Origin of the sequence: Planococcus dechangensis (genome assembly GCF_042654465.1) — a bacterium.
GTDB classification, from domain to species: domain Bacteria; phylum Bacillota; class Bacilli; order Bacillales_A; family Planococcaceae; genus Planococcus; species Planococcus dechangensis.
In genome coordinates this window covers 370,891-394,132 of sequence record NZ_JBHSGL010000015.1, presented here as the reverse complement: position 1 = coordinate 394,132, position 23,242 = coordinate 370,891, and the positions used below count along the sequence as shown (strand labels likewise).

The following is a 23,242-nucleotide window of genomic DNA, read 5'->3' as shown; positions in this document are numbered from 1 at the left end:
TAACATATAAAAACAAGCCCGGCAGCTATTGCCGGGCTTGTTTGGCCATTAAACCTTATGGAAGACGGTAGAATCCGAAGCCTGAAGCCGGGTCGTCTCCGTATCCTGCATAAAGACCAGAGAGGATATCATTGTTTGCCGCGCGGTTTTGCAAGTCTCCGCGAATTTGTGTGTGTGTTGCAGATGGGTTTGCTGCCCAAATTTTCGCTGCCAATCCTGCTGCGTGTGGAGAAGCCATGGAAGTTCCGCTGATCGTTGCGTAGCCTCCGTCATACCAAGCTGAGTAAACTGCTGCGCCTGGCGCTGAAACTTCAACATCGAATTTGCCGATTGAGTAGTCGCCGGCAGTTTGCGTGTAGCCGCGGGAAGAGAAATTCGCAACACGGTAAGTGCCGTTTTGCTGAACGTTTTCAAGTGCTGCTACTGCTACTGCATTTTGCAATGCACCTGGGAAGCCGATCGTTCCAAGGTTCGGGCCAGAGTTTCCGGCAGCTGCAATAACAAGCACGCCTTTGCCATATGCATAGTTGACCGCATTTGTGATCAAGCTGCTTTCAGCTGAAGAGCCCAGAGACATATTGATGACCGTTTTTTGGTTCAAAGCAGATGCTTGGTCGGCTGCGTGGCGGATCGCTTGAGCGATATCATCGGCAGAACCAGAGCCGTTATCTCCCAATACTTTGTATGCCCAAAGATCAGCTTGTGGAGCTACCCCGTACAAGCCGCCAGCGCCGTTAGCGAGTGCAGAGCCGGCTACGTGCGTGCCGTGCCCTTGACGGTCTGTGCATTGCCCGTTGCGAATGCTAGTGCCAACTGTGAAATCTTTGCACTGCTCTACGTTTGCTGCAAGATCCGGGTGGCTCGTGTTGACACCTGTATCCAATACTGCGATGTTAATTCCGGCTCCGCCCGTAGTCCGGGTGATAGAGCTATTATTATAAATAGCTTTGATGCCCCAAGGAGTAGATTGGGAAGCTGCCATTGTCTGATAGCGCGATTGGGGCTCAAGCGTCGTCGTCTCTACTGTGAATTCAGGGACTTTCTCGATTTTCACATTCTTGTTTTTCTTTAATGCTTCGTATTGTTGTTCATTCATATTGGTAGTAAAGCCTTCGTTATTGAAATCCCATTGGACGCCGTAGCGCTCTTTTGCTTGCTCTTGCTCTTTTTTATTAGGCATCTCGATGAGCACGCGGATCTTCTCATTGTTTTGTTTGCTTGGCGCTTCGTTTGCCGAAACCCCCATTGCCGGTACGAGCATGGTTGCCGCGAGTAACGCTGTCGTAATGAACTTAGCCGATTTTTTCATCTTTCGAATCCCCTTTTCCGAAATAGATTTTATGGCATCCAGTTTGCAAGCGGCGTCCCGCTCAGGTTTGTTGCGTCTTTTGCCATGGTTTAAATCTAGCAGAGAAAACGGGTTTGCGTAATTGGGAAAATCCCTTTCGCTATTGGGCTCACAGTGTATAAATAGGTATTTTAGCATAGTTCAAAATACTTCAATAAACGCTTTGGAATGTATTCGCTTTTCATTCCATTATAAAAAGCCGCTTATCAGGCGGCTGTTATTCCAAACGATATACACGGGCTTCATATGGCTGCAGTTTGCCATCTAGATGGCTAACATAATTCGATAACAACAATTTGCCTTCGACGGGACTCCACCACGGGCAAGTATCATCATCCAGATGTGACACTATGAGATACCGTTCATCTTCGTACTCGCGTGTATATGCGTAAACGAAGGGACATTCCAAATAAGTTAAATGCGTGCTGCCGTATACAAGTGTTTCGTGTTCTTTGCGCAATCGAATCATTTTCTTGTAAAAAGACAACACCGATTGCGGATCTTTTTGCTGTTCGTTGACATTCAGCCAATTGAAGTTCGGGTTGACCGGAATCCATGGCGTGCCTTGTGTAAAGCCGGCGTTTTCTTGACTGGTCCATTGAATCGGTGTTCTGGCATGGTCACGGCTGATTTTTTTGATGGTCGCCATCAAGTCTTTATGGGGTACGCCTTTAAGCCGGTTATAGCGATACATGTTTTTTGTTTCGATATCGCGGTACATGTCAATATCATCAAAGGGCGCATTGGTCATGCCGATTTCCTGGCCTTGATAGATAAAGGGCGTTCCTTGCATAAAGAAATACATACAGCCTAGCGCTGTCGCACTTTCCCACCAATGCTCCTTGTCATTTCCCCAAGTGGAAACCGTACGCGGCCGGTCATGGTTTTCCAGGTACAAGGAATTCCAGGCGATGCCTTGCGCGCTGCGCTGCCAGCGGTCGAGCACTAGTCTCAAATCGTCGACATCGACCCCTTCTTCGCTTTCCTCGTCCCATGCTTCTTCGTGCGCTTCCAAGTGGAAGATCATATTAAATTTGCCTTCTTCTTCGCTAATCCATTCGCCGATTTCGTGTGATCTGACGCTATTGGCTTCGCCGACTGTGACGACATCGTATTTGGCAAAAGTTTCGCGGCGCAATTCCGCCAGCAACTCCTGTATCCCTTCAACATTCGTCATTTTTGGCCAAGCCGGTACATAATTGAGCCCTTGAGGATTCGGCATATCTGTGTAATCTTTTTTCAAATGGTTGATCGCATCCACTCGGAACCCGTCGATGCCTTTATCCAGCCACCATAAAATCATTTTGTATAATGCACGCCGCAGCTCCGGATTTTCCCAGTTTAAGTCGACTTGGTTTTTCGTGAACAAATGAAAATAATATTGTCCTGTCTTCGGGTCATACGTCCAAGCCGGCCCGCCGAAAATGCCTTCCCAATTGGTCGGCTGGTCCCGCCACACATACCAATCACGTTTCGGGTTGTCGCGGGAAGACTTTGACTCAAGAAACCACGGATGCTGATCGCTCGTATGGTTCAACACCAAATCCATCATGATTTTCATGCCGCGAGCATGGATGTCTTCAAGCAGGCGGTCAAAGTCTTCCATCGTACCCATCTCATCCATGATGTCCTGGTAATCACTGACGTCATAGCCGTTGTCGACATTCGGTGATTTATATACCGGACATAGCCAAATCATATCCACGCCCAGTTCCTGCAGATAATCGAGTTTTTCCCTAACGCCATTCAAATCCCCGACGCCATCGCCATTGGTGTCGAAGAAACTGCGTGGATAAATTTGATAAACGATTGCTTCTTTCCACCACGTCTTTTTCAAGTTCATCGCCTCCCTGCCCCTTCGGAATTGACGTAATCACATTGGCCTGCGGCAGCTATATCTTTCTTTACATTATACTCCCTTTCTGTGGAAATTCCTCTTCTCCTATGCAATAAAAAAGCCGCCCATTATTTCAGGGCGGCTTGCCTTAATTATTCTGGTAATACTGTTCCATGGCACTTGCTGAAAACCCTGCGACGTAATCACTGCCGCCATTGTCTTCAATCGATTCGATCATCATCGCTAATATGAGATCTTGACGTTCCGCATGGTAGGAGACGAAAAAGCCGTTTTCCTGCCCTTCTTCACCGAGCGCGCCTTTTAATTCTGCCGTTCCGGTCTTCCCGGCAATCGGCAGCGCATCGATATTCGCCGAGTCGGCATAGCCATCGGTGATGACATTGCGCATGCTGTCGCGCAATATGGCCGCATTGTCGTCAGTGATCAATCCTTCTTTCCAGACGACGCCCTTTTCTTCATCAGCGTACATGGTAGGCTCGTAAATCGTACCGCCGTTTAGAAATGGTTCATAGATAGAAGCGAGGTGCAAAATATTGGCGAGCATCTGCCCTTGGCCGAATGAGGTATCAGCTAGTTGGCCTTCTGAACCCAGACTGCCGTCATTGGAGATTTGCGAGCTTTCGACGCCAATTGCAAACGGCAGCTCTTCTCCGAATCCGTAACCCGTCAACCCATCAATGAACGTGTCCGCTCCCATATCGAGCGCTTGCCTTGCAAAATAAATATTGTCCGAATACACAAGCGCACGATTCAAGTCGATCGGATTCGGAGCTTCCGGATGAAGCCGCGACACGCGGTAAGAACCCCAAGAACTATCTTTTTGCCACGTTTGCCCCTCAATCGTCAGCCCTTCGACCGGATCCAGCGTTCCCGCCTCCATGCCGATTGCGGCTGTAACCGGCTTGATTGTCGAGCCTGGCGCATAGCGCGCAGCAAAACGGGTGAACAGCGGATTCAACGGATCTTCTGACAGCTCTGCGTAGCGCTCCCCGCTCATCCCGGCAATAAACTCATTCGGATCAAAACCGGGCGAGCTGATAAGCGCCAAAGTTTCCCCATTTTCGGGTGAGACAGCCGCTGCCGTTCCCGGTTCGCCTTGCATCGAGTCGTAAACCGCTGTCTGCAGTTCCGCATCGATGGTCAATTCCACGTCTTCTCCTGTGACCGGTTCCTGTGCTGCAAGTACAACATTCTCCGTACCTTCCGCTTGTTTTTGTATAAGGATGCGCACACCGTTATCTCCGTGCAAACGTTCTTCAAGACGGCGCTCGAGCCCCTGGCGCCCGATCAAATCATTCGGGCCGTAGCCTTCGCTTTGAAGCTCCTCCAATTGTTCCGCAGTGATGGAACCGATATAGCCTGTCAAATGGCCAAACGCTTCGCCGTAAGGGTATTCGCGCATCGCCGTTTCCCGGTAAGTGGTGACATCACTGGCTTCTATCTCGGCAATCAACTCTTCATCCGACTTGGATGCCTTGGATAAAGGCACGAATTGATCGGCCTGCACCCAGCTTTGCCCCAGGCTTTCCTCAAGCGATTCGACCGTCAAGCCCAATAGTTCAGCCGCTTCCTCACGGTCCGCTTCATCTTCAAGCCGTTGCGGGACAACACCCAGTTCATAACCCGTGCCGTTGATTGCAAGGCCGCGGCCTTCACGATCGAGAATTTCGCCGCGCTCTGCCGGTTCTGTACGAACGGCAACTTCATCGCCTTCTTCTAGTTCTTTAAAGATCAACGAAGGATCCCAATCGACAAACCACATCTCAGCGTCTTCCTGCTCTTCATGCACTAGCGAAATGGAATGATCGAATTCGATTGGCCCCGCAACGGAATCCATTTTCACTTGAATAGGAAACTCGGCTGGCTGTTCTTCGTCCCATTCAGCATCGTCTGGAGCTGCAGTAAAACTAACTTCGAAATTCTCGATGCTTAAATCTTCCACCAATTGCTGCTGGCGTTCGACAAAACTCTCTGCCGGAAATTCTTCTCGGGATTCTTGCGTCAAATACTCTTCATACATGACTTGAAAATCCTGCCCGTTCCAATGGCCGATATATTCATTCAGCCGATCTTCCGGCGTCGGCTGCGGCTGACATCCCGTGACTAACAATAGCAAACCCGCTCCGGCAGCCACTCCTAAGTATCGCTTCATTCAATGACCTCCAGTTGTTTTTCTATATCGTTATAAAAGAAACTCAAGCTATTTTTGCTGTTGCCAGGTAAAGAGTGAGTTCCTACTAAATTGAATTTTGCCTTTATTTTACCAATAAGTGGCACCGAATCAAAATTAAACTGCTCAGTTATTTAAATCAAACAGTTTTTTCCTCTCTGCACGTTATCTTTTGCTGCTTTATGATAAAATCAATACTAAATTGAACAGGAGGGTTCTAATGATTAATTTAACGTATTCTGAAGCGATCGAATCCGTGATGGACGCTAATATGAAAACACGCTTGCAAAAAATCCAAGATGACCTATACACAAAACAAGGGGCAGGATCGGACTTTCTTGGCTGGCTCGACTGGCCATCTTCCGTTTCAGATGACTTTATCACCAAGATTGAAGAGACGGCGAAACGCATCCGTAAACAAGCGGACGTGCTGGTCGTTATCGGTATCGGCGGATCCTATCTCGGTGCGAAAGCGGTGTTGTCTTCACTCGAGCCGTATTTCCCTCAAGAAGACAAACTCGAAGTGCTTTTCGCAGGCCATCAAGTGAGCGGAGAATATTTAAAGCAATTGCTTGCCTATCTTGACGGTAAAGATGTTGTAGTTAATATTATTTCGAAATCGGGCAAGACGACAGAACCGGCTATCGCTTTCCGCTTCCTGAGCGATTACATGGAGCAACGCTACGGTGCCGGCGCTGCCGAACGAATTATCGTTACAACAGACGCAGAAAAAGGTGCGCTCCGCCAATTGGCCGAAACAAAAGGATACGAACGTTTTGTTGTGCCAGATGATGTCGGCGGGCGCTATTCGGTGTTCACAGCCGTTGGGTTATTGCCGATTGCTGCCGCTGGGCATTCGATCCGCCAATTGCTAGAAGGCGCAAAACAGGCCGAAGCTGTCTACAAAGATGCAGGCATTGAGTCGAATACCGCAATTCAATACGCCGCTATCCGCCATCAGCTTTATGTACAGGGCTATACAACAGAAGTGAGCGCCATTTTCGAACCGAAGCTGTCATTTGTCCAAGAATGGTGGAAGCAATTGTTCGGCGAAAGCGAAGGCAAAGAGGGCAAGGGCACATTCCCGGCATCTGTTGTTTTCACGACAGACCTCCATTCAATGGGTCAGTACATCCAAGATGGCAAGCGTAATTTGTTTGAGACCTTCCTCCTTGTCAATGAAGCAAACGAAGATTTGGAGATTTTCGAGACGCCTGAGGATGGCGATGAACTGAATTATATCGCCGGCTTATCGTTGCAGGAATTCAATCATATCGCTCATAAAGGCACCGCAAATGCTCACCTTTCCGGTGGTGTGCCGCAATTGAGCCTGACCATCGAGCGCCTCGATGAGCATGAAATCGGCCACCTGCTGTACTTCTATATGTTGAGCTGCGCGTATAGCGCGTACCTTCTCGGCATTAACCCGTTCGACCAACCGGGCGTGGAAGAATACAAAAACAATATTTTCAAGCTTTTGAAAAAACCTGGATTCGAATAAATAAACGCTTTTCCCGATTGGCCTACAAGCCGTTTGGGAAAAGCGTTTTTTCGTGCAGCAACAGTTCGATTTATATGTTTTGGTCTTTCGCCAGTTGATAAACACGTGCTTCATATGGTTTCAATTGATAGCCATCGCGTTCCTCGTAATTGGCGAGCAGCAGCTCTGCGCCATCCGGTTCGAACCAATCGCAAGAAGTTATCCCTAGGTTGGAGATGATCAGCACTTGTTCATCTCCTTGTGTCCGTGTATACGCATAAACATCTTCACATTCGGTTTCGACTAAGTCATAGCTGCCATAAATAAGCACATCCATATTTTTGCGCAAAAAGATCATTTGCTTATAAAACGATAACACCGAATGCGGGTCTTGCTTCTGCTTTTCCACATTGAGCCACTCGTAGTTCGGATTCGTCTGCAGCCACGGGGTGCCGCTGGTGAACCCTGCATTTTCTCCGCCGTGCCATTGCATTGGCGTACGGGAATGGTCACGGCTTGTCGATTTCAACAAAGTCATGATCGCATCATGTTCCATGCCTTCCGCTAAATTATAGAAATACAGATTATGCGTATGGACATCGTCATAATGATGGATTTCTTCGAACGGCGCATTGGTCATGCCGATTTCCTGGCCTTGATAGATAAACGGCGTTCCTTGCATAAAGAAGTACATCGCGGCGAGTGAAGTGGCACTTTCCCGCCAATACTCACCGTCATTTCCCCAAGTGGAGACGACGCGCGGTTTGTCGTGGTTTTCGATAAACAAGGCATTCCAGCCGACGCCATCGACCGCTTTTTGCCAGCGCGTCAAGACGGCTTTCAAATCGTTGACGTTGATGCCTTGTTTGACGTCATTATCCCAAAGCGTCAAATCCTCGAACTGAAACACCATGTCGAATTTGCCGTCTTCTTCGCTGATCCACTCGTCAATGTCTTCGGCATAGACGCCATTCGCTTCGCCAACTGTCATGATGTCGTATTTCGCAAACGTTTCATCACGGAGTTCTGCAAGCAACGGCTGGATGCCGTCGACATTCATCATTTTCTCCCATGCCGGAACCCATGGCTTGCCTTCTTCAATCGGCAAATCGGTAAAATCTTTTTTGATATGGCTGATGGCATCGACACGGAACCCATCAATGCCTTTATCGAGCCACCAATTGACCATTTCGTAAAGCGTTTTACGGACTTCTGGGTTTTCCCAGTTCAAGTCGGGTTGCTTTTTCGAGAAGATATGCAAATAGTATTGCCCAGTCTTCTCGTCGAGCTCCCATGCCGGCCCGCCGAAAATGCTTTCCCAATTGGTCGGGCGGTCGCGCCAAATATACCAATCGCGTTTCGGGTTATCGAGCGACGAGCGCGATTCGACAAACCATGGATGCTCATCGCTCGTATGGTTGATGACGAGATCGATGATCAATTTCATCCCGCGGGCATGCACTTCCTCGAGCAGTCGGTCGAAATCGGCCATTGTTCCGAGTTCTTCCATAATTGCCTGGTAATCGCTGATGTCATAGCCGTTGTCATCGTTTGGCGACTTGTACATCGGGCAAATCCAGATAACATCAATTCCAAGTTCTTTTAAGTAATCAAGTTTTTCCGTAACACCGTTAATGTCGCCGATGCCATCGCCGTTCGAGTCATTGAAACTGCGCGGGTAGACTTGATAAGCCACCGCTTCTTTCCACCATGTTTTGTTCATAATCGTGTTCCTTTCAAAGATTTTGACAAGAGCCTCTTTCGATCAATGTCGCCGGAACGATAATGTTCCGTGGAGCCGCTTTGTCATCTTTTATTTTTTCCAGCACCAAATTGGCTGCTTCCACCCCGAGGTCGAAAATCGAGATATCCACCGTACTAAGCGGCGGTTTTAAATGGCTCGACAAGGTGTGGTTGTTAAAGCCGATAATCGATACATCCGACGGTACGGCAATATCCAAATCCTCCAGATAGCTGATCACTTCATAAGCGACCAAGTCATCGTGTGTCACAATCGCTGTCGGTGGATTTTCCTGCTCCATCAATTGCTGAATCGCTTGTTTTTCGCGTCCTTCCATCATCTCCTGTGTGACTACATAGTTGGCGGTAAACGGAATTCCCGCTTCCTTCAAGCCTTGTTTATAGCCGTTCAGGCGATCTGCCGAAACGATGAAATCCGAGGCACCGCCGACAAATGAGATATTCCTGTGGCCGAGCGTGATCAGGTGATGGACCACTTGTTTGGAAATTTCTACATTGTCGTTATCGACAAACGAAATCGCCTCAGGCTGTATATAAGGACGCCCAACGACCGAAAACGGAACATCGTTCTCGAGTAGATAATCCATCACTTTGTCGCCGGTTTTCGAATACAGCAAAATAATGCCGTCCACACGTTTTCCTTGCGTCATGGCCACGACTTCCTCGTATATTTCCGTTTCCGTCGCACTAGTCGACAAGTACAAGCCATACTGGCTTTGGTGGGCACTGACGGAAATGCCGCGCAGCACTTCCGGGAAGAACGGGTTCTGGAAAGCGAGCGTCGTGGAGTTTTCCATAATGACGCCGATTGCTTTACTTTTTTGTGCAACTAGGTTGCGCGCCTGGAAATTCGGATAATAACCGAGTTCTTCCATTACTTTACGCACTCTGCGCTTAGTCTTCGGCGAGATTTTCGGATGGTCTGCAATGACCCTTGAAACAGTCGCTGGAGAAACTTCGGCGTATTTTGCTACATCTTTGATAGTAATTGCCATAACTGTTCCCCCTTATTTGACTGCGCCGTCCGATACGCCTTTGATGATCGAGCGTTGTGCAAAGAAATAGAAGATGATGACCGGGATGATCGCAAGCGTAAGTCCTGCGAGCGCTAAATGCCATTGCTTCGTATATTCACCAAAGAAGAAGAACATTTTCAATGGAATCGTTTCACTGCCGGTCGTGTTGATGACGAGTGATGGCAATAAGTAATCATTCCAGATCCAGATGATATTGAGTATGGCCACGGTGACGGTGATCGGCTTCAAAATAGGGAAGATGATATGCCAAAAAACTTGCCAGCGGTTTGCCCCGTCGATTTTCGCCGCTTCGTCGAGTGATCTTGGGATATTATTCAATGCCCCATGATACAGGAAAATCGACAGGCTCGCACCGAATCCGAGATACATGAATATCAATCCACCGCGGTTGAGCATATCGAACTGGCCAAACACGGTGACGAGCGGAATCATGACCGACTGAAACGGGATGAGCATCGCCGAGACGAATAGGAAAAACAACAATGTCGAAATTTTGCTTTTTGCACGTGACAGGGCATACGCCGCCATCGCCGAGAACAAAATAATTAAGATGACGCTGATGACGGTGATCAATAGGGAGTTGAATAACGTTCTAATAAAATCCAGTTCTTGGAATGCCTTAATATAGTTTTCGAAATTCCACGATTCAGGCGGGCTCGTCGTGTCCATAAAAATTTCTTTTTTCGATTTGAACGAGTTGACGAACATCAAGTAAAACGGCAAAAGCCACAATATGGCCAGTGCAATGCCGAGCACTTCGACTTTGATATTCCAGCGGTTGCGCATTACATTTCGACCTCCCGGCGTTTGTTGATATACACTTGGACAAGTGAAATGACAGCGACGATCACGAAGAAGATGATCGCTTTAGCTTGCGCATAGGCGAACGCATTTTGGACGAACGCTGTCTTGAAAATCTCCATTGCGACCATTTCCGTCGAGTTGTACGGGCCGCCCGCTGTCAGCGATAAATTTTGATCGTACAATTTGAATGTATTCGACAAGGTCAAAAACATGCTGACGGTGAAAGCCGGTGCGACGAGCGGAAAGATGATAAAGCGGAAGCGCTGTACCGTAGTTGCCCCGTCGATTTCAGCTGCCTCCAGCAATTCTTTCGGCAAGCCTTCCAAATAGGCAATGTAGATGACCATGATGTAACCGGCCATCTGCCAGCTCATCAAAATGACCAATCCCCAAAAGCCGGTTTGTGTCGTCGATAGCCAGCCTTGCAGACTTTCCATGCCAATCGTTTCACCGACGCTCGCGAATACTTTCAAGAAGATGAACTGCCAAATAAATCCTAGAATCAATCCGCCGATCAAGTTCGGCATGAAAAACGTCGTCCGCAGCAAACTGCTCGTCTTAATCTTCGATGTAACGATCAAAGCAAGCGACAATCCGATGAAGTTGATCAGAATGACCGACACGACAGAAAACTTCGTGGTGAACCAAAGCGAATCCAAAAAGCGTTGATCGCTGAACAAATTGATGTAGTTTTGGAAGCCTACAAAATCACCGGTCCGAATGCCGTTCCAAGTCGTGAAAGAATAGAACAATCCGAGCAGCATCGGCACAACGACTACAAGCAGCAGCGCCAGAAGCACCGGTGCCAAAAACAACCAATAGGAAAGATCCCGTGTACGCATTCTACTAGCCTCACTTTCAAATTCATGTCCTGAAACAAAACAAAGCAGCGCGATGGCTGCTCTGGTTTGCCGGACGATTAACCGCGCTTTGACAATCCTTGAGGCTCCCGCTTTTAAAAGCGGAAGATCAACTGGCCGTGAAAGCCTGTGTGGATTCGATAACAATCTTCAGGTTGATAAAACCCTGCCGAGTGAAGTTTCTCATTACTTGTTGCGGTTGGTTTCCCATGCAGCTTTTGCTGATTCGACCACTTCTTCCCAGCTCGCTTCATCGCTCAAGTATTTCTGGATGCCTGCTCCGAGTTCATCTTCGCCCCATCCAGTTGGATAGCCCATGAAGACCCAGCCGATTGTGTCGCCCGCTTCAGAAGCATCGTAAATGGCTTTTGACATCGGGTCTGTAATTTTGGATGTATCGTATCCTTCATATGCCGGGATAAATTTAAAGTCTTCCAGTACGGCCGTCTTCCCTGTATCTGAAGTGTAGAGCCAGTCCAGGAAATCCTTCGCTGCCGTTACGACTTCTTCGTCTTGGTTCGAGTTGACGCCCCAATACATCGGTACGCCGACTGGCAATCCGCCATCTTCCAAGCCTTCAACCGGAATCGGCATCATGCCGACGCCTGAATCCGCGAGTTCCTGGTCGATGCCCGCAATCGAACCGTATACCCAGTTTCCTTGCTGGATGATCGCTACACGCTCAAGCGAGAACAACTCTTCCACTTGCTGCGAGTAATCAAGGCTCACTGTCGGTTGTTTCGAGTAGTCGTTTTGAAGATCCAGGATTTTCTTGAAGCCTTCGCCGTATTCGAAGTCAACCGCATCCGCGTCAAATGCAGTCAATACATTATTATCGAATTCCGGTGCGAGGAATGTGTTGGACAAATGAAGCCCCGTCACCCAGGTTTCTTTACCAGGAAGCGCAAATACTGCTTCTAGGCCAAGCTCTTCTTTTTGAGAATCGAGTGTTTTAACCGCTTCTTCCAAACTTGCGAAATCGGTGATGGAAGCGGGATCAATTCCGGCTTCTTCAAACAGACGCGTATTATAGACAAAACCGTAGCCTTCTTGGTTATATGGCAAACCGAGAACTTCCGATTCGACTGTCACCCCGTCGAGCGTCCCGTCAAGTGCAGCTTCTGCCGCTCCAGTGTCGGACAAGTCCGTCAAATTTTCTTGCCAATCCGCTACGTCTTGTGGCCCGCCGATGTTAAAGATGGCCGGTTCGTTGCCGGAAGCAAAACGGGAACGCAGCGCTGCCCCATAATCTTCGCCGCCGCCGACAGTGGTGATTTCGATGTTGACTTCCGGATTTTCTTCTTCATATTGTGCGACTACGTCTTCGAACTGATCTTTAAACTCGACTTTGAACTGGAAAATATCGACTGTGACTTGTTCCCCGCTGCCGCCTTCCGCACTTCCCCCTTCGTCCCCTGAACTACATGCCGCGAGTGCTCCAGCCGACAATAATACTGACGCCAATAAGCCTTTGCTGAACTTCAATTCCTTCACTAAAAACTCCCCCTTTGAGTGTAGTGCAAACGATTGCACAATTTGAGCAGAAAAAATGGAAACTCTTCGGAAAGCGTTTCCATTTGATTAATTAAATACAGATTATCACAGTGAAAACGTTTGCACAATCTATTTTTTATAATTTTTCAACTATTTTTTCCTGTTAAATTTATTGATCTAAAACGAGCAGTGCAGCACCCAGCATACCAGCGTCATTCTCGAATTGAGCCACTTCGACAGCAAGTGGATTCAACAGCACTTTTTCCAGCTGGCGCTGCAATCCGTCCATCCAAGCTCCAGCCGATTCGGACACACCGCCGCCAATGATGAGCATTTCCATATCGAAAATGGCTTGCAAACTACTGATGTAAATCGCCAAATCCTCCGTGAATTGTTCGACCAGTTCGCGTGCTTGAACATTCGTAGCCAATTGTTCAAATAGTTCAGGCGGTGTCACAGACAAGCCTGCCTCTTGAATGCGCCGCTTGATCGCCGTTCCGGATACATACTGCTCAGCACAACCGAACCGTCCGCATCCGCAACGCGCACCTTTCGGGTATAGCACCATATGGCCGAGTTCCGCCGCGCCTCCGTGCGGGCCGCCGCTGATCAGTTTGTTGTCCCAGATGATTCCACCGCCAAGCCCGGTGCCGAGCGTAATGCAAACAACGCGGGACAAGCCTTTTGCCGCACCGAACTTGGCTTCTGCAAGCGCGGCACAATTGGCATCATTTTCGACTTCGATCCGTTTGCCGGTTGCTTGCTCTAACCGTTTCTTCACTTCTGTTCCGGTCCAGCCCGGCAACATATCGCCCGCAAAGACGACGCGTCCGGCCTGTGGATCGACAAACCCGTGGGTGCCGATGCCGATCGCCTCTATATGCGGGTGCTCCTCTAAATAAAGCAGCACCTGTTGCTCCAAATGTTCATAAAGCGGAAACTGTGTCGAAACTTGCCTTTCGTCCAATATTCGGCCATCTTGCGAGATGATGCCCATACGGATTTTCGTACCCCCAATATCTACTCCCATAACTGCGTTCATGTACTCCATCCTTTCCTTCACTCGTCCAATCACTTCTATCGTTCGTCTTTTTCATAAAAACATACAGTTTCATAAGGGCGCAGCAATACCATCTCCTGTATTTTCTGTGCTGGATAATTCCCAATCAGCACGCGGCCCTCAGGTACAGGCAACTCACGCGGTGTTTCAGAGAAATTGCAATAGACCGTTAGCATTTCATCCGCCGAGTTACGAACGTAAGCAAAGATTTCCTCATCATCACGGTGCAATAATTCGAACTTGCCTTCCGTGATGACTGGCAGTTGTTTGCGCAAAGCAATCAATTGCCGATAGTAAGAAAACACCGAATCCTGCTCATGCCGCTGTTGTGCATGGATGTCCCGGTAATTCGGATTGACCGAAATCCATGGCTTCCCTGTTGTGAAACCGGCATTTGGCGTTTCGTCCCATTGCATCGGCGTGCGCGCATTATCGCGGCCTTTCAGATAAATCGCCCGCATCAATTGTTCATGCGGCACGCCTTGGGCCCGCTTTTCATTGTACATATTCAAAGTTTCGATGTCGCGGTAATCATCAATCGATGAAAACGCCACGTTGGTCATGCCAAGTTCTTCCCCTTGGTAAATATACGGTGTTCCGTGTAGAAAATGCAGGCATGTCGCAAGCATTTTCGCCGATTCTTTTCGGTACTGCCCGTCATTGCCAAAACGCGAAACGATTCTCGGCTGGTCGTGGTTGTTCCAGTACAAGCTGTTCCAGCCGTCTTCATACAACGCCAGTTGCCATTTTTCCAGGTTTTTCTTCAAGTCGGTCAAGCGCAAAGGCTGTAAATCCCATTTCTCGGTCGGCCCTTGATCCAAATTCATGTGTTCGAAGGTAAAAATCATGTTCAATTCCTTGCGGCTTTTCCCGGTATATAGTTTGGCGTCTTCAGTCGTCGCCCCTGGCATTTCGCCCACCGTCACGATGTCGTAATCAGCGAGCACTTCACGGTTCATTTCCTGCAGAAATTCATGGACACGCGGGCCATTCAGAAAATGAGGCGTCCCATCGCCTTGTGCGCCGTCTGGAAAGTTCTGGTCTTTTGAAATCATATTGATGACGTCCATGCGGAAACCATCGACGCCTTTATCGAGCCACCAGCGCATCATCTTGTACACTTCATTCCGCACTGTTTCATTTTCCCAGTTCAAATCGGGCTGCTTTCTGGAGAACAAATGAAGGTAATATTGCTGTCTGCTGTTATCGTATTCCCAAGCCGAGCCGCTGAAGAACGAGCGCCAGTTATTCGGCTGGTCCCCCCAAATATAATACTCGGGATGTTCCGAGAACCATTGGTGCTCATCAGATGTATGATTGACGACGAGATCCATGACAAGCCTCATGCCACGCTCGTGGATTTGCACCAGCAACTGGTCGAAATCTTCCATCGTCCCAAACTCCTGCATGATCTTCTGATAATCGCGAATGTCGTAGCCATTGTCGTCGTTCGGGGAATCATAGACTGGAGATAGCCATAATATGTCGACGCCGAGTTCCGATAAATAATCCAGCTTGCTGATGATTCCTTGTATATCACCGATGCCGTCACCGTTGGCATCCATAAAACTTCTCGGATAGATTTGGTACACGACCGCTTGCTTCCACCATTCTGTCATGAAGTCGCCCTCTTTCTTCTGTTGCGCGTTTTTCTTTTCATCATACGGAATATCGGAAAAGAATCACAGAGTTTTTTGAGTTAACCTTTTTCAAAAATAAGTTGACTTAAAATATTGCATTTACTATACTCGATTTAGTACATAATAAGTGGAGGGCAAACGATGACAACTTCAGTAACTAGATCCAGCAATCATTCCCGTACATTAACACTCGTGCACGTCGCCATGTTTTCAGCGCTTATGGCTATCGGTGCCAATATTTCCGCCTTTCTGGTCGTCGGCGGCGTTCCGATTACGCTGCAGACATTTTTCGCCATACTGGCAGGCATTCTGCTTGGCAAACGGCTTGGTGCAGCTGCCATGATCGTTTATGCATTAATAGGTCTTGCAGGCGTTCCGGTGTTCGCACAATTCTCCGGCGGCATGGATACCTTGATTTCCCCAACATTCGGCTTTATCATTTCTTACGTCTTTACCGCTTATGCGGCGGGGTGGATCGCCTCCAAAATGCCTTCCAAAAAAGGCTTTATTTTGGCAGCACTTGTCGCCACCGCCATCAATTATGTATTCGGCACAAACTGGATGTATGCAGCCTATAAATTCTGGTTCGCTGCTCCAGAAGGCTTTACTTATGCTATGGCGTGGGCTTGGATGGCTGTGCCTCTGCCAAAAGATATCTTGCTTGCCGTATTTGCCGGTTTGTTCGGCTTCCGCATGCAGCCGATTATCCGCAAATACTTGCCTTGACGAATAAAGCCACTTGCCGATTGCCGGCAGGTGGCTTTATTTTTGCGTGCTTGTCTCTTCGACGCGCACTTTGTAATTTTGTTCGACGACCCGAATCATGTCGGTCAATGCCGAGTTGATAGGCGTTTTAATGCCATGTTTTTTTCCGAGTTTCACGATACCGCCATTGATCACATCGATTTCTGTTTGGCGTTTGTTCAATATATCCATGAGCATCGATGATTTATTGGCGCCAATATCCTGATGTCCCATCCGCAAACATTCCTCGACGACCACTTCCACGTCCACGTCAACCGATTCTGCACGAGCAACGAGCACCGCTTCTTCAATAACCGAGCGAAGCAGCCGCTCTCCGTCCGGCGTATTGATAATGTCGCCGTTTCTCAATCGTGTCAATGCGGTAATGGAATTATAGCCAGCGTTGACGAAAAGCTTATTCCAAATGACTGCCTGCACATCCAAAGACAGTTCCGTTTCCAGCCCGGCATCGCTAAGCTTCCGGGAAAAATTTTCTAGAACATCGGACGCATTCCCATCCGACACTTTTCCTAAGTAATTTTTGCCCCAGCCCCTATGCAAAATCGTGCCTGGTTCTTCTACACTCGCTCCGTGCCCCATCGTCCCCGATACGACCGTGTTGTCAGGGAATAGCTGTTTGATGGCTTCTGCATTGCCGATGCCGTTTTGCATGGTGACGATGACGGTTTTATCACTCAGCTTGCCACGCAATTTGCCGAGCACCGATTCGTTCGCCTGGGCTTTAAGAAGGACGAGCAGTACGTCCGCATCCGTTTGAGTCGGGATTTCTTGAATGACTTCCAGGTTGATATGCATAACCGAATTATCCTTTCCGATAATCCTCAGCCCTTGGCGATCAATCGCCTCCACGTGGCCATTAAGCCGGTTATAGAGGCGAACCTGTTCTCCGTTGGCCTTTAATTTGCCGCCGACCAAACAAGCCATTGCCCCCGCGCCCACTATTAAAATATTCATCATCCCACTCCTCTGTGATATGCCTTATTGCTTCACTATACCAAAAAGGCCTTCTGCGTGAACAGAAGGCCTTTTGTTAGGATGTTGCTTTGCTTTTTTTGCCTACTTTGCGGATATCCGCAAAGATCAATGCACCGACTAATAATAAGCCGAGATAGCCGACTGCCGGATAGAACCAGTTGACCAAGGCCGTAAAGCCAAGAAAGCTGAGTGCAAATGCCACGAGCCCTGCAATGATCACAAAAATACGGAACTTCTTCGTACCGATTTCCGTAAAGCGCGCAGAAAACGACAACAGCATACTGACGGCTGTATTGTAGATCATCGCAAAAATGACGATCGCCATGATGATGCCGAGAACCGGTGAAATATTATCGCCGATGGCAAGCATCGGCAAATCCGCTCCACCTACGATATCGACTTTAGCGAATATGGCTACATAGCTGAGTAAAATCAAGAAACCAAAGCCAAGTCCGCCGATCAGTCCTCCACGGGCAGCCACTTTTTCGTCTTTTTCGGCTCCACCCATCACCAACGACATTGAGGCGCCGAGTGCAATCGCTAACGATACGTAGTTAATCGCCGACAACAGCCAGTTCGGCGTCGCCGATAATTGTTCTCTCGCGACTGGATCCAATGATGCGAAGCTGCCATCCATTGTCGCAACGCTATATATGGCGATACCGACGACCATCAAAATTAAAAACGGCGTAATGCTGGAAATGACGGTAATGACTTTTTTGACGTTCATCATGATCGTCACGATGACGAGAATGATCATGAGCGTCCGCCCGAATGCTGGCGCCAAACCAAATTGCTGTGAAAAGATCGAGCCGGCTCCAGCAATCATGACAACTAAAATCCCAAATAAGGTCAAAATCAATGTATAATCGATGACTTTGCCGAGCCATTTCCCGCTGATGCGGTAAACTACATCTTCGTGAGAAGTCGTTTGCATCCGGCTGCCAAGGCGTGTCAAGATCATCCCGATATAGCCGAACAATGCCGTAGCCACCAAGACCCCACCTAAGCCCCAATAGCCGTAGCTTGTGTAATATTGCAATATTTCCTGTCCGGATGCGAAGCCAGCACCGACCACAATCCCAATAAAGGCGCTGGCGATTTTTAAGCTTCTTTTCATAAAATCCTCTCCTCTTTCTCTAAGATGATATTTCTACGATCCATACGCAGGGCTTTTTTTATAGATGTGTTTTTCATACCCCTAAGGCAACAGGCATCAAACAAAACCTTGCAATTACTTGTTTTTTCGCTTATTCTACCTTATTAGTAAGTATACCGAAAGGCGGCAGAAAACCGTGGATTTAACAGAATTTGAACGAGCGCTCGAAAACTTTATAAACCAAGCTGGGCTTTGGGCGCCGCTGCTGTTTATCGTGCTGCACTTGATCAGGCCTTTGGTGTTCCTGCCGGTCATCGCCGTCTGTATAGTAGGTGGATTTGTTTTTGGTTTTGTTCAAGGGGCGTTCCTTTCTTTTATCGGCTTGACCTTGATGAGTTTTATTTCTTATATGCTGATCAATAAATTCCCGCGCTTCCGCGCTAAGCTCGCGAGCTTGAAAGATAAGCTGTTCCCTAACCGTAATCTGACAGTGACCCAAGTGATGATATTACGCATCATGCCGTTTGTCCACTTTCACCTATTGTCGTTTTATTTGATGGAAATGACTCCCACACGCAGAGAGTATATGTATTATTCGGCACTCGGCTTGATAGCCCCGTCTATTCTGTACACTGCTTTTGGCAGAGCCATTTCTGAGTTTCCATGGTATACGACATTGAGTATGTTTTTATTGCTGGCTGCTATATTCAGCTTTATCGATAAATGGCAAAAACAAAAAGCAAGAACTGAATAAACTACAACAAGCGCAGACGGAAATCCGTTTGCGCTTGTTTTCTGGAGGTATAGTATTCCTATAGATATAAAAAGAGAGGAAAAGATACATGCCCATATTTAATGCAAATGGAGTCGATTTATACTATGAAGATACCGGTCACGGCAAGCCATTAGTTTTGTTTCACGGCTTGACAAGCAGTTCGGCAATGTTTTACCGTGAAATCACCTTTTTCAAAAACAAACGCCGCGTCATTGCACTGGATTCAAGGGGCCACGGACATTCCGACAAACCCCAATCCTATTCACTCGACGACCACATTCAAGATGGCGTCGCTTTGCTCGATCACCTCGACCTTAAAGGAGCGGATGTACTCGGCGTTTCCATGGGAAGTTATATTGCACAAGGCGTGGCTGCCAGGCGGCCCGACAAGATCCGTAAATTATTATTGGTCGCGACCAAATCGTTCGGTGAACAATCCTCCATGACAGCGCTATTCGACCGCTATCCGGATGAATTCGACGGCCTGTCTATCCGTGATAAACTGGCGAAATCGGAGCATTATATTTATCACCGATTGGAAAAAGTGAAAAAATGGCAGAAAAAGACCTTCGATAATAGTGAGCAATTGAGTTTAGGGCAGCAAGGCATTGCATCCCGCGCACTGGAAACTTTCGATTTGCGCACAGAGCTGGAAAAAATCCAAGCCGAGACTTTGGTCATCAGCGGGCGATACGATGAATTGAACACACCGGACGATGGGCGTGAAACCGCACGGCTCATCCCGCACGCAAGCTTCATGGAATTCAAAAGTTCCGGCCATGCCCCGAACGTAGAGCAGCTGCGCCTGTTCTTAGGAATCGCTGAAAACTTTTTTGATGATTAAAGGGAATCGGCGCGGGTGACTCCAAGCTGATGGAAAGCAAAAAGCACGGCGCTCAATGCGCCGTGCTTTTTATTATTGTGCTGTATAGCCGCCATCAAGGACAGCAGCTTGGCCTGTAATGCCGCGTGCTTTGTCGCTCGCAAGGAACATCGTGTAGTCGGAAATTTCCTGTACCGACAGCAAGCGCTTTTGAGGCACCAGCGGATAGATGACTTCTTCGAGAACGCTCTCTAGTGAAACATTGCGCGTTTTCGCCAAATCAGCCAATTGATTGCGCACCAATGGCGTGTCTACATAGCCGGGGCACATTGCATTAACCGTGATGCCATGCTCCGCTCCCTCGAGTGCCGCGACTTTTGTCAAACCGATGACGCCGTGCTTTGCGCTGTTATAAGCCGCTTTTCCGGCAAATCCGACAAGCCCGTTAATCGATGCCATATTGATGATGCGGCCGGACCCTTGCTTTTTCATGATCGGAAACGCATGCTTGGTCGCGACAAACGGCGCAATCAACATAATCTTTATGAGCAACTCATATTTTTCGGTCGGAAACTCTTCAATCGGCGATACGTATTGCATGCCGGCATTGTTTATTAATACATCCAATGAACCGTAAGTTTCGACAGTTTTAGCGATGGCTGTTTTAATATCGTCCTCGCTCGTCACATCACAAGGGATGCCGATGCAATCAAAGCCTTGATTCTTTAATTCCTCCGCAGCTTTGTGCACCGCTTCTTCATTTATATCGGTCAATACGATCTTCGCGCCTTCTTTTGCGAAGTCTACGCTGATTTCGTAGCCGATGCCGCTCGCGGCACCGGTGATCAACACCACTTTCTTATCTACCATAATGGAGTCCCTCCAAATTAAAAATTAAATACCAAGCCCTAATGTGAATAGTACGATTGCAATCGCCAAACCGATGAGCGGCACAATGACAGTTACGGCAGCCATGGCCCCGTATGCAGCTTTATGAGTCTCACCACAAATGCCTTGGATCGTCGTTACAACATAACCGTTATGCGGCAAGGAATCGAGTGCACCGGAAGAAATGGCAACGGTTCTGTGAAGCGCTTCTGCATTGACGCCCATATCCAAATAATGAGGGGCGATCAACGGCAAGGCGATAACCTGTCCACCTGACGCTGAACCGGTCAAACCGGCGATGACACTGACGGCAACTGCGCCGCCGATCAGCGGACTTCCTGGAATGCTCGTCATCGCATCAACTGCAACTTGGAATGCCGGCACTACTTTGGCAACGCCGCCAAATCCGACTACAGCAGCTGTGTTGCCGATTGCAATCAAAGCGCCGATCGTTCCGTCTGTTAATGCTTTTCCGAGATTCGTGAAATATTTCATATTCAATAGGTACGTTGTGATTACGCCGCCCAATAATGCCAAGATCAACGCAGAAGTGCCCAATGAGTCATGGAAAATGAACGACACTGCCAAAACGACAAGCAATGGAATCAAACCGGTAATCGGGTGCGGCAACTCACGATCCGTCATTTGAGGATCCGTTGCGCGTGCTTCGAAACCTTCTCCTCTGCCCACTGCTTTATCGATCATGCGCTTCAGCCACCAGTAGCCGAAGAATGCCATGAAGATGGCAACGATAATACTGACTTCCCAGCCGGCATATGGACTAGTGCCTAAGTATTCGATTGGAATCCAGTTTTGGATTTCAGGCGATCCCGCAGAAGTCATCGTGAATGTTACAGACCCTAAAGCAAGAGCAGCCGGGATGAAGCGGCGCGGCAAGTTCGCTTGTTTGAACAAGCTAAGCGCCATCGGGTAAACCGAGAAAGCAACAACGAACAAGCTGACCCCGCCGTATGTCAAAACTGCACAGGCAAGGACGATGGCCAACACGGCTTTCGACAGGCCGAATTTTCCGACCAGCCATTTGGAGACGCTGTCTGCAGCCCCTGTATCTTCCATCACTTTACCGAAGATGGCACCGAGCAGGAACATCGGGAACCAAGATGTGATAAATCCGGAGAAGCCGCCCATATAATTCGTCAGCAAGTTCGCTTCCCCTTCACCGACTAATTGCGGAAATAGCGGCAATCCACTGAGAACAGCGACGAACAAGGCCGAAAGTGGACCGGCAATAAGCAAGTTCACGCCTCTCATAGTTAAAACAATAAGTAAAATAAGTCCTCCAACCATTCCGATCATACTTAACATGGTAATTCCCCCTTTTTGAATGTTACGGCTTTTTGAACATTTTGGAACCGCTTACTTTTCTCCTGAAAAAGCATTGCTGAATTATCTAAATATTTAGTCCGAAAACCTTTTTTTACTATACAACGTAGATTAAGATAGGTAAAATGAATAATTATAATAGCTTTCATAGATATTCGTTATAGATAGGAAGATGAAAATGGACATTCGACAACTTAGTTATTTTATAGAAGTTGCCAAACATAAAAGTTTCACCAAAGCAGCACAGGCTCTCCATGTGACACAGCCGACATTAAGTAAAATGGTTAAAAACCTGGAAGAGGAAATGGATGTATCGCTGTTCGATCGTTCCTCGAGAAAGGTGCGATTAACTGATGCTGGAGAGGTCGTTTTTGTGCAGGCACAAAAAATCGTCAACAGTTTAGACGATTTGTCGTCCTCTTTGTATGATGTCATGAGTTTAAATAAGGGCAAAATTAAAATCGGCCTCCCTCCTGTCATCAGCACTTTATTTTTCCCGACCATCATTGCTGCTTTCCAATCCCGCTATCCCGATGTGACTGTCATTCTTGTCGAAGATGGGGCCAAGAAAGTGGAAGAAAAAGTATTCGATGGCGAAGTCGACCTCGGCTTTGTCATGCTGCCGGTCGATCCAGAACGCTTTGACGTCCTGCCTTTTGTTGACCAGGAAATCAAATTACTCGTCCACGAAGAGCATCCACTGGCAGACCAAAGCTTGCGCAATTTAATCGATTTCCGCGACGACCCCTTTCTGCTGCTCAGCAAAGAATTCACATTAAATAGCCGGACGCTGGAATTTTGCCGAAGCGAAGGCTTCGAGCCGAAAGTCGCTTATGAAAGCTCCCAATGGGATTTCATCGTCGGTATGGTCGAAAAAAATCTCGGTGTCACTTTGATGCCGCAACTGATTTGCGACCGTGTACAAGACGGGCCGTTCCGTACGATATCACTGACCCAAACCTTCCCGTGGCGGCTCGGCATCATCATGGCGAAAAACCGCTACGTGCCTTACGTTTCCCGCGAGTTCATCTCACTCGTCAATCAACTGCCGAAAGTTTGAA

At 48.0% G+C, this 23,242-nt stretch carries 19 protein-coding genes; 5 read left to right on the top strand and 14 right to left on the bottom strand.

The genetic code is table 11. The features are described 5' to 3' along the window. Positions 1 to 55 precede the first annotated feature (55 nt). From ACFO5U_RS16185 to ACFO5U_RS16175, 3 genes are all read right to left on the bottom strand, one after another. Positions 56 to 1,309, bottom strand: coding sequence for a S8 family peptidase (locus ACFO5U_RS16185; protein WP_377280119.1), 1,254 nt, complete (start codon positions 1,307 to 1,309; stop codon positions 56 to 58). Positions 1,310 to 1,565: 256 nt separating this feature from the next. Then, a complete protein-coding gene (locus ACFO5U_RS16180) occupies positions 1,566 to 3,185 on the bottom strand; it encodes an alpha-glucosidase (RefSeq protein WP_377280118.1) in 1,620 nt (539 codons plus the stop codon). A 148-nt stretch (positions 3,186 to 3,333) separates the two neighbouring features. After that, a complete protein-coding gene (locus ACFO5U_RS16175) occupies positions 3,334 to 5,358 on the bottom strand; it encodes a penicillin-binding transpeptidase domain-containing protein (protein ID WP_377280117.1) in 2,025 nt (674 codons plus the stop codon). A 238-nt stretch (positions 5,359 to 5,596) separates the two neighbouring features. On the opposite strand from ACFO5U_RS16175, the gene ACFO5U_RS16170 reads away from it, so the two are divergent. Then, a complete protein-coding gene (locus tag ACFO5U_RS16170; RefSeq protein WP_377280116.1) occupies positions 5,597 to 6,877 on the top strand; it encodes a glucose-6-phosphate isomerase in 1,281 nt (426 codons plus the stop codon). A gap of 70 nt (positions 6,878 to 6,947) precedes the next feature. Here ACFO5U_RS16170 and ACFO5U_RS16165 read toward each other — a convergent pair whose 3' ends face one another. From ACFO5U_RS16165 to ACFO5U_RS16135, 7 genes are all read right to left on the bottom strand, one after another. After that, a complete protein-coding gene (locus ACFO5U_RS16165) occupies positions 6,948 to 8,579 on the bottom strand; it encodes a glycoside hydrolase family 13 protein (RefSeq protein WP_377280115.1) in 1,632 nt (543 codons plus the stop codon). A gap of 13 nt (positions 8,580 to 8,592) precedes the next feature. Further along, entirely contained in the window at positions 8,593 to 9,612 is a 1,020-nt protein-coding gene (locus ACFO5U_RS16160) for a LacI family DNA-binding transcriptional regulator (RefSeq protein WP_377280114.1), read from the bottom strand. A 12-nt stretch (positions 9,613 to 9,624) separates the two neighbouring features. After that, a complete protein-coding gene (locus ACFO5U_RS16155) occupies positions 9,625 to 10,440 on the bottom strand; it encodes a carbohydrate ABC transporter permease (protein ID WP_377280113.1) in 816 nt (271 codons plus the stop codon). After that, positions 10,440 to 11,300 (bottom strand): carbohydrate ABC transporter permease, encoded by an 861-nt coding sequence (locus ACFO5U_RS16150; protein ID WP_377280112.1) that lies wholly within the window; start codon positions 11,298 to 11,300, stop codon positions 10,440 to 10,442. The genes ACFO5U_RS16155 and ACFO5U_RS16150 overlap by 1 nt, the downstream gene beginning before the upstream one ends. A gap of 204 nt (positions 11,301 to 11,504) precedes the next feature. After that, the gene (locus tag ACFO5U_RS16145) at positions 11,505 to 12,812 is read right to left on the bottom strand and encodes an ABC transporter substrate-binding protein (RefSeq protein WP_377280111.1); all 1,308 of its coding nucleotides are present in this window, start codon (positions 12,810 to 12,812) and stop codon (positions 11,505 to 11,507) included. A gap of 169 nt (positions 12,813 to 12,981) precedes the next feature. Next, positions 12,982 to 13,854 carry an ROK family protein gene (locus ACFO5U_RS16140; RefSeq protein ID WP_377280110.1) on the bottom strand — a complete coding sequence of 291 codons (873 nt, stop codon included), beginning with the start codon at positions 13,852 to 13,854 and terminating at the stop codon, positions 12,982 to 12,984. 35 nt (positions 13,855 to 13,889) lie between these two features. Continuing rightward, on the bottom strand, positions 13,890 to 15,491 hold the full coding sequence (locus ACFO5U_RS16135; RefSeq protein ID WP_377280109.1) for a glycoside hydrolase family 13 protein: 1,602 nt from the start codon (positions 15,489 to 15,491) through the stop codon (positions 13,890 to 13,892). Positions 15,492 to 15,653: 162 nt separating this feature from the next. On the opposite strand from ACFO5U_RS16135, the gene ACFO5U_RS16130 reads away from it, so the two are divergent. Beyond that, the gene (locus ACFO5U_RS16130; protein WP_377280108.1) at positions 15,654 to 16,238 is read left to right on the top strand and encodes a biotin transporter BioY; all 585 of its coding nucleotides are present in this window, start codon (positions 15,654 to 15,656) and stop codon (positions 16,236 to 16,238) included. Positions 16,239 to 16,274: 36 nt separating this feature from the next. On the opposite strand, the gene ACFO5U_RS16125 is transcribed toward ACFO5U_RS16130, so the two are convergent. After that, complete coding sequence (locus ACFO5U_RS16125) at positions 16,275 to 17,231, bottom strand: ketopantoate reductase family protein (protein ID WP_377280107.1); 957 nt, start codon at positions 17,229 to 17,231, stop codon at positions 16,275 to 16,277. 76 nt (positions 17,232 to 17,307) lie between these two features. After that, the gene (locus tag ACFO5U_RS16120; protein ID WP_377280106.1) at positions 17,308 to 18,372 is read right to left on the bottom strand and encodes a YkvI family membrane protein; all 1,065 of its coding nucleotides are present in this window, start codon (positions 18,370 to 18,372) and stop codon (positions 17,308 to 17,310) included. A gap of 175 nt (positions 18,373 to 18,547) precedes the next feature. On the opposite strand from ACFO5U_RS16120, the gene ACFO5U_RS16115 reads away from it, so the two are divergent. Together ACFO5U_RS16115 and ACFO5U_RS16110 are read left to right on the top strand one after the other, a co-directional pair. Further along, positions 18,548 to 19,105, top strand: coding sequence for a TVP38/TMEM64 family protein (locus ACFO5U_RS16115; RefSeq protein ID WP_377280105.1), 558 nt, complete (start codon positions 18,548 to 18,550; stop codon positions 19,103 to 19,105). Positions 19,106 to 19,193: 88 nt separating this feature from the next. Then, entirely contained in the window at positions 19,194 to 19,970 is a 777-nt protein-coding gene (locus ACFO5U_RS16110; RefSeq protein ID WP_377280104.1) for an alpha/beta fold hydrolase, read from the top strand. Between the two features lie 72 nt (positions 19,971 to 20,042). On the opposite strand, the gene ACFO5U_RS16105 is transcribed toward ACFO5U_RS16110, so the two are convergent. Both ACFO5U_RS16105 and ACFO5U_RS16100 read right to left on the bottom strand, forming a co-directional pair. Further along, a complete protein-coding gene (locus ACFO5U_RS16105; RefSeq protein ID WP_377280103.1) occupies positions 20,043 to 20,819 on the bottom strand; it encodes a 3-hydroxybutyrate dehydrogenase in 777 nt (258 codons plus the stop codon). Between the two features lie 24 nt (positions 20,820 to 20,843). Beyond that, entirely contained in the window at positions 20,844 to 22,163 is a 1,320-nt protein-coding gene (locus ACFO5U_RS16100) for a GntP family permease (RefSeq protein ID WP_377280102.1), read from the bottom strand. 196 nt (positions 22,164 to 22,359) lie between these two features. On the opposite strand from ACFO5U_RS16100, the gene ACFO5U_RS16095 reads away from it, so the two are divergent. After that, a complete protein-coding gene (locus ACFO5U_RS16095; RefSeq protein ID WP_377280101.1) occupies positions 22,360 to 23,241 on the top strand; it encodes a LysR family transcriptional regulator in 882 nt (293 codons plus the stop codon). Position 23,242: the final 1 nt, after the last annotated feature.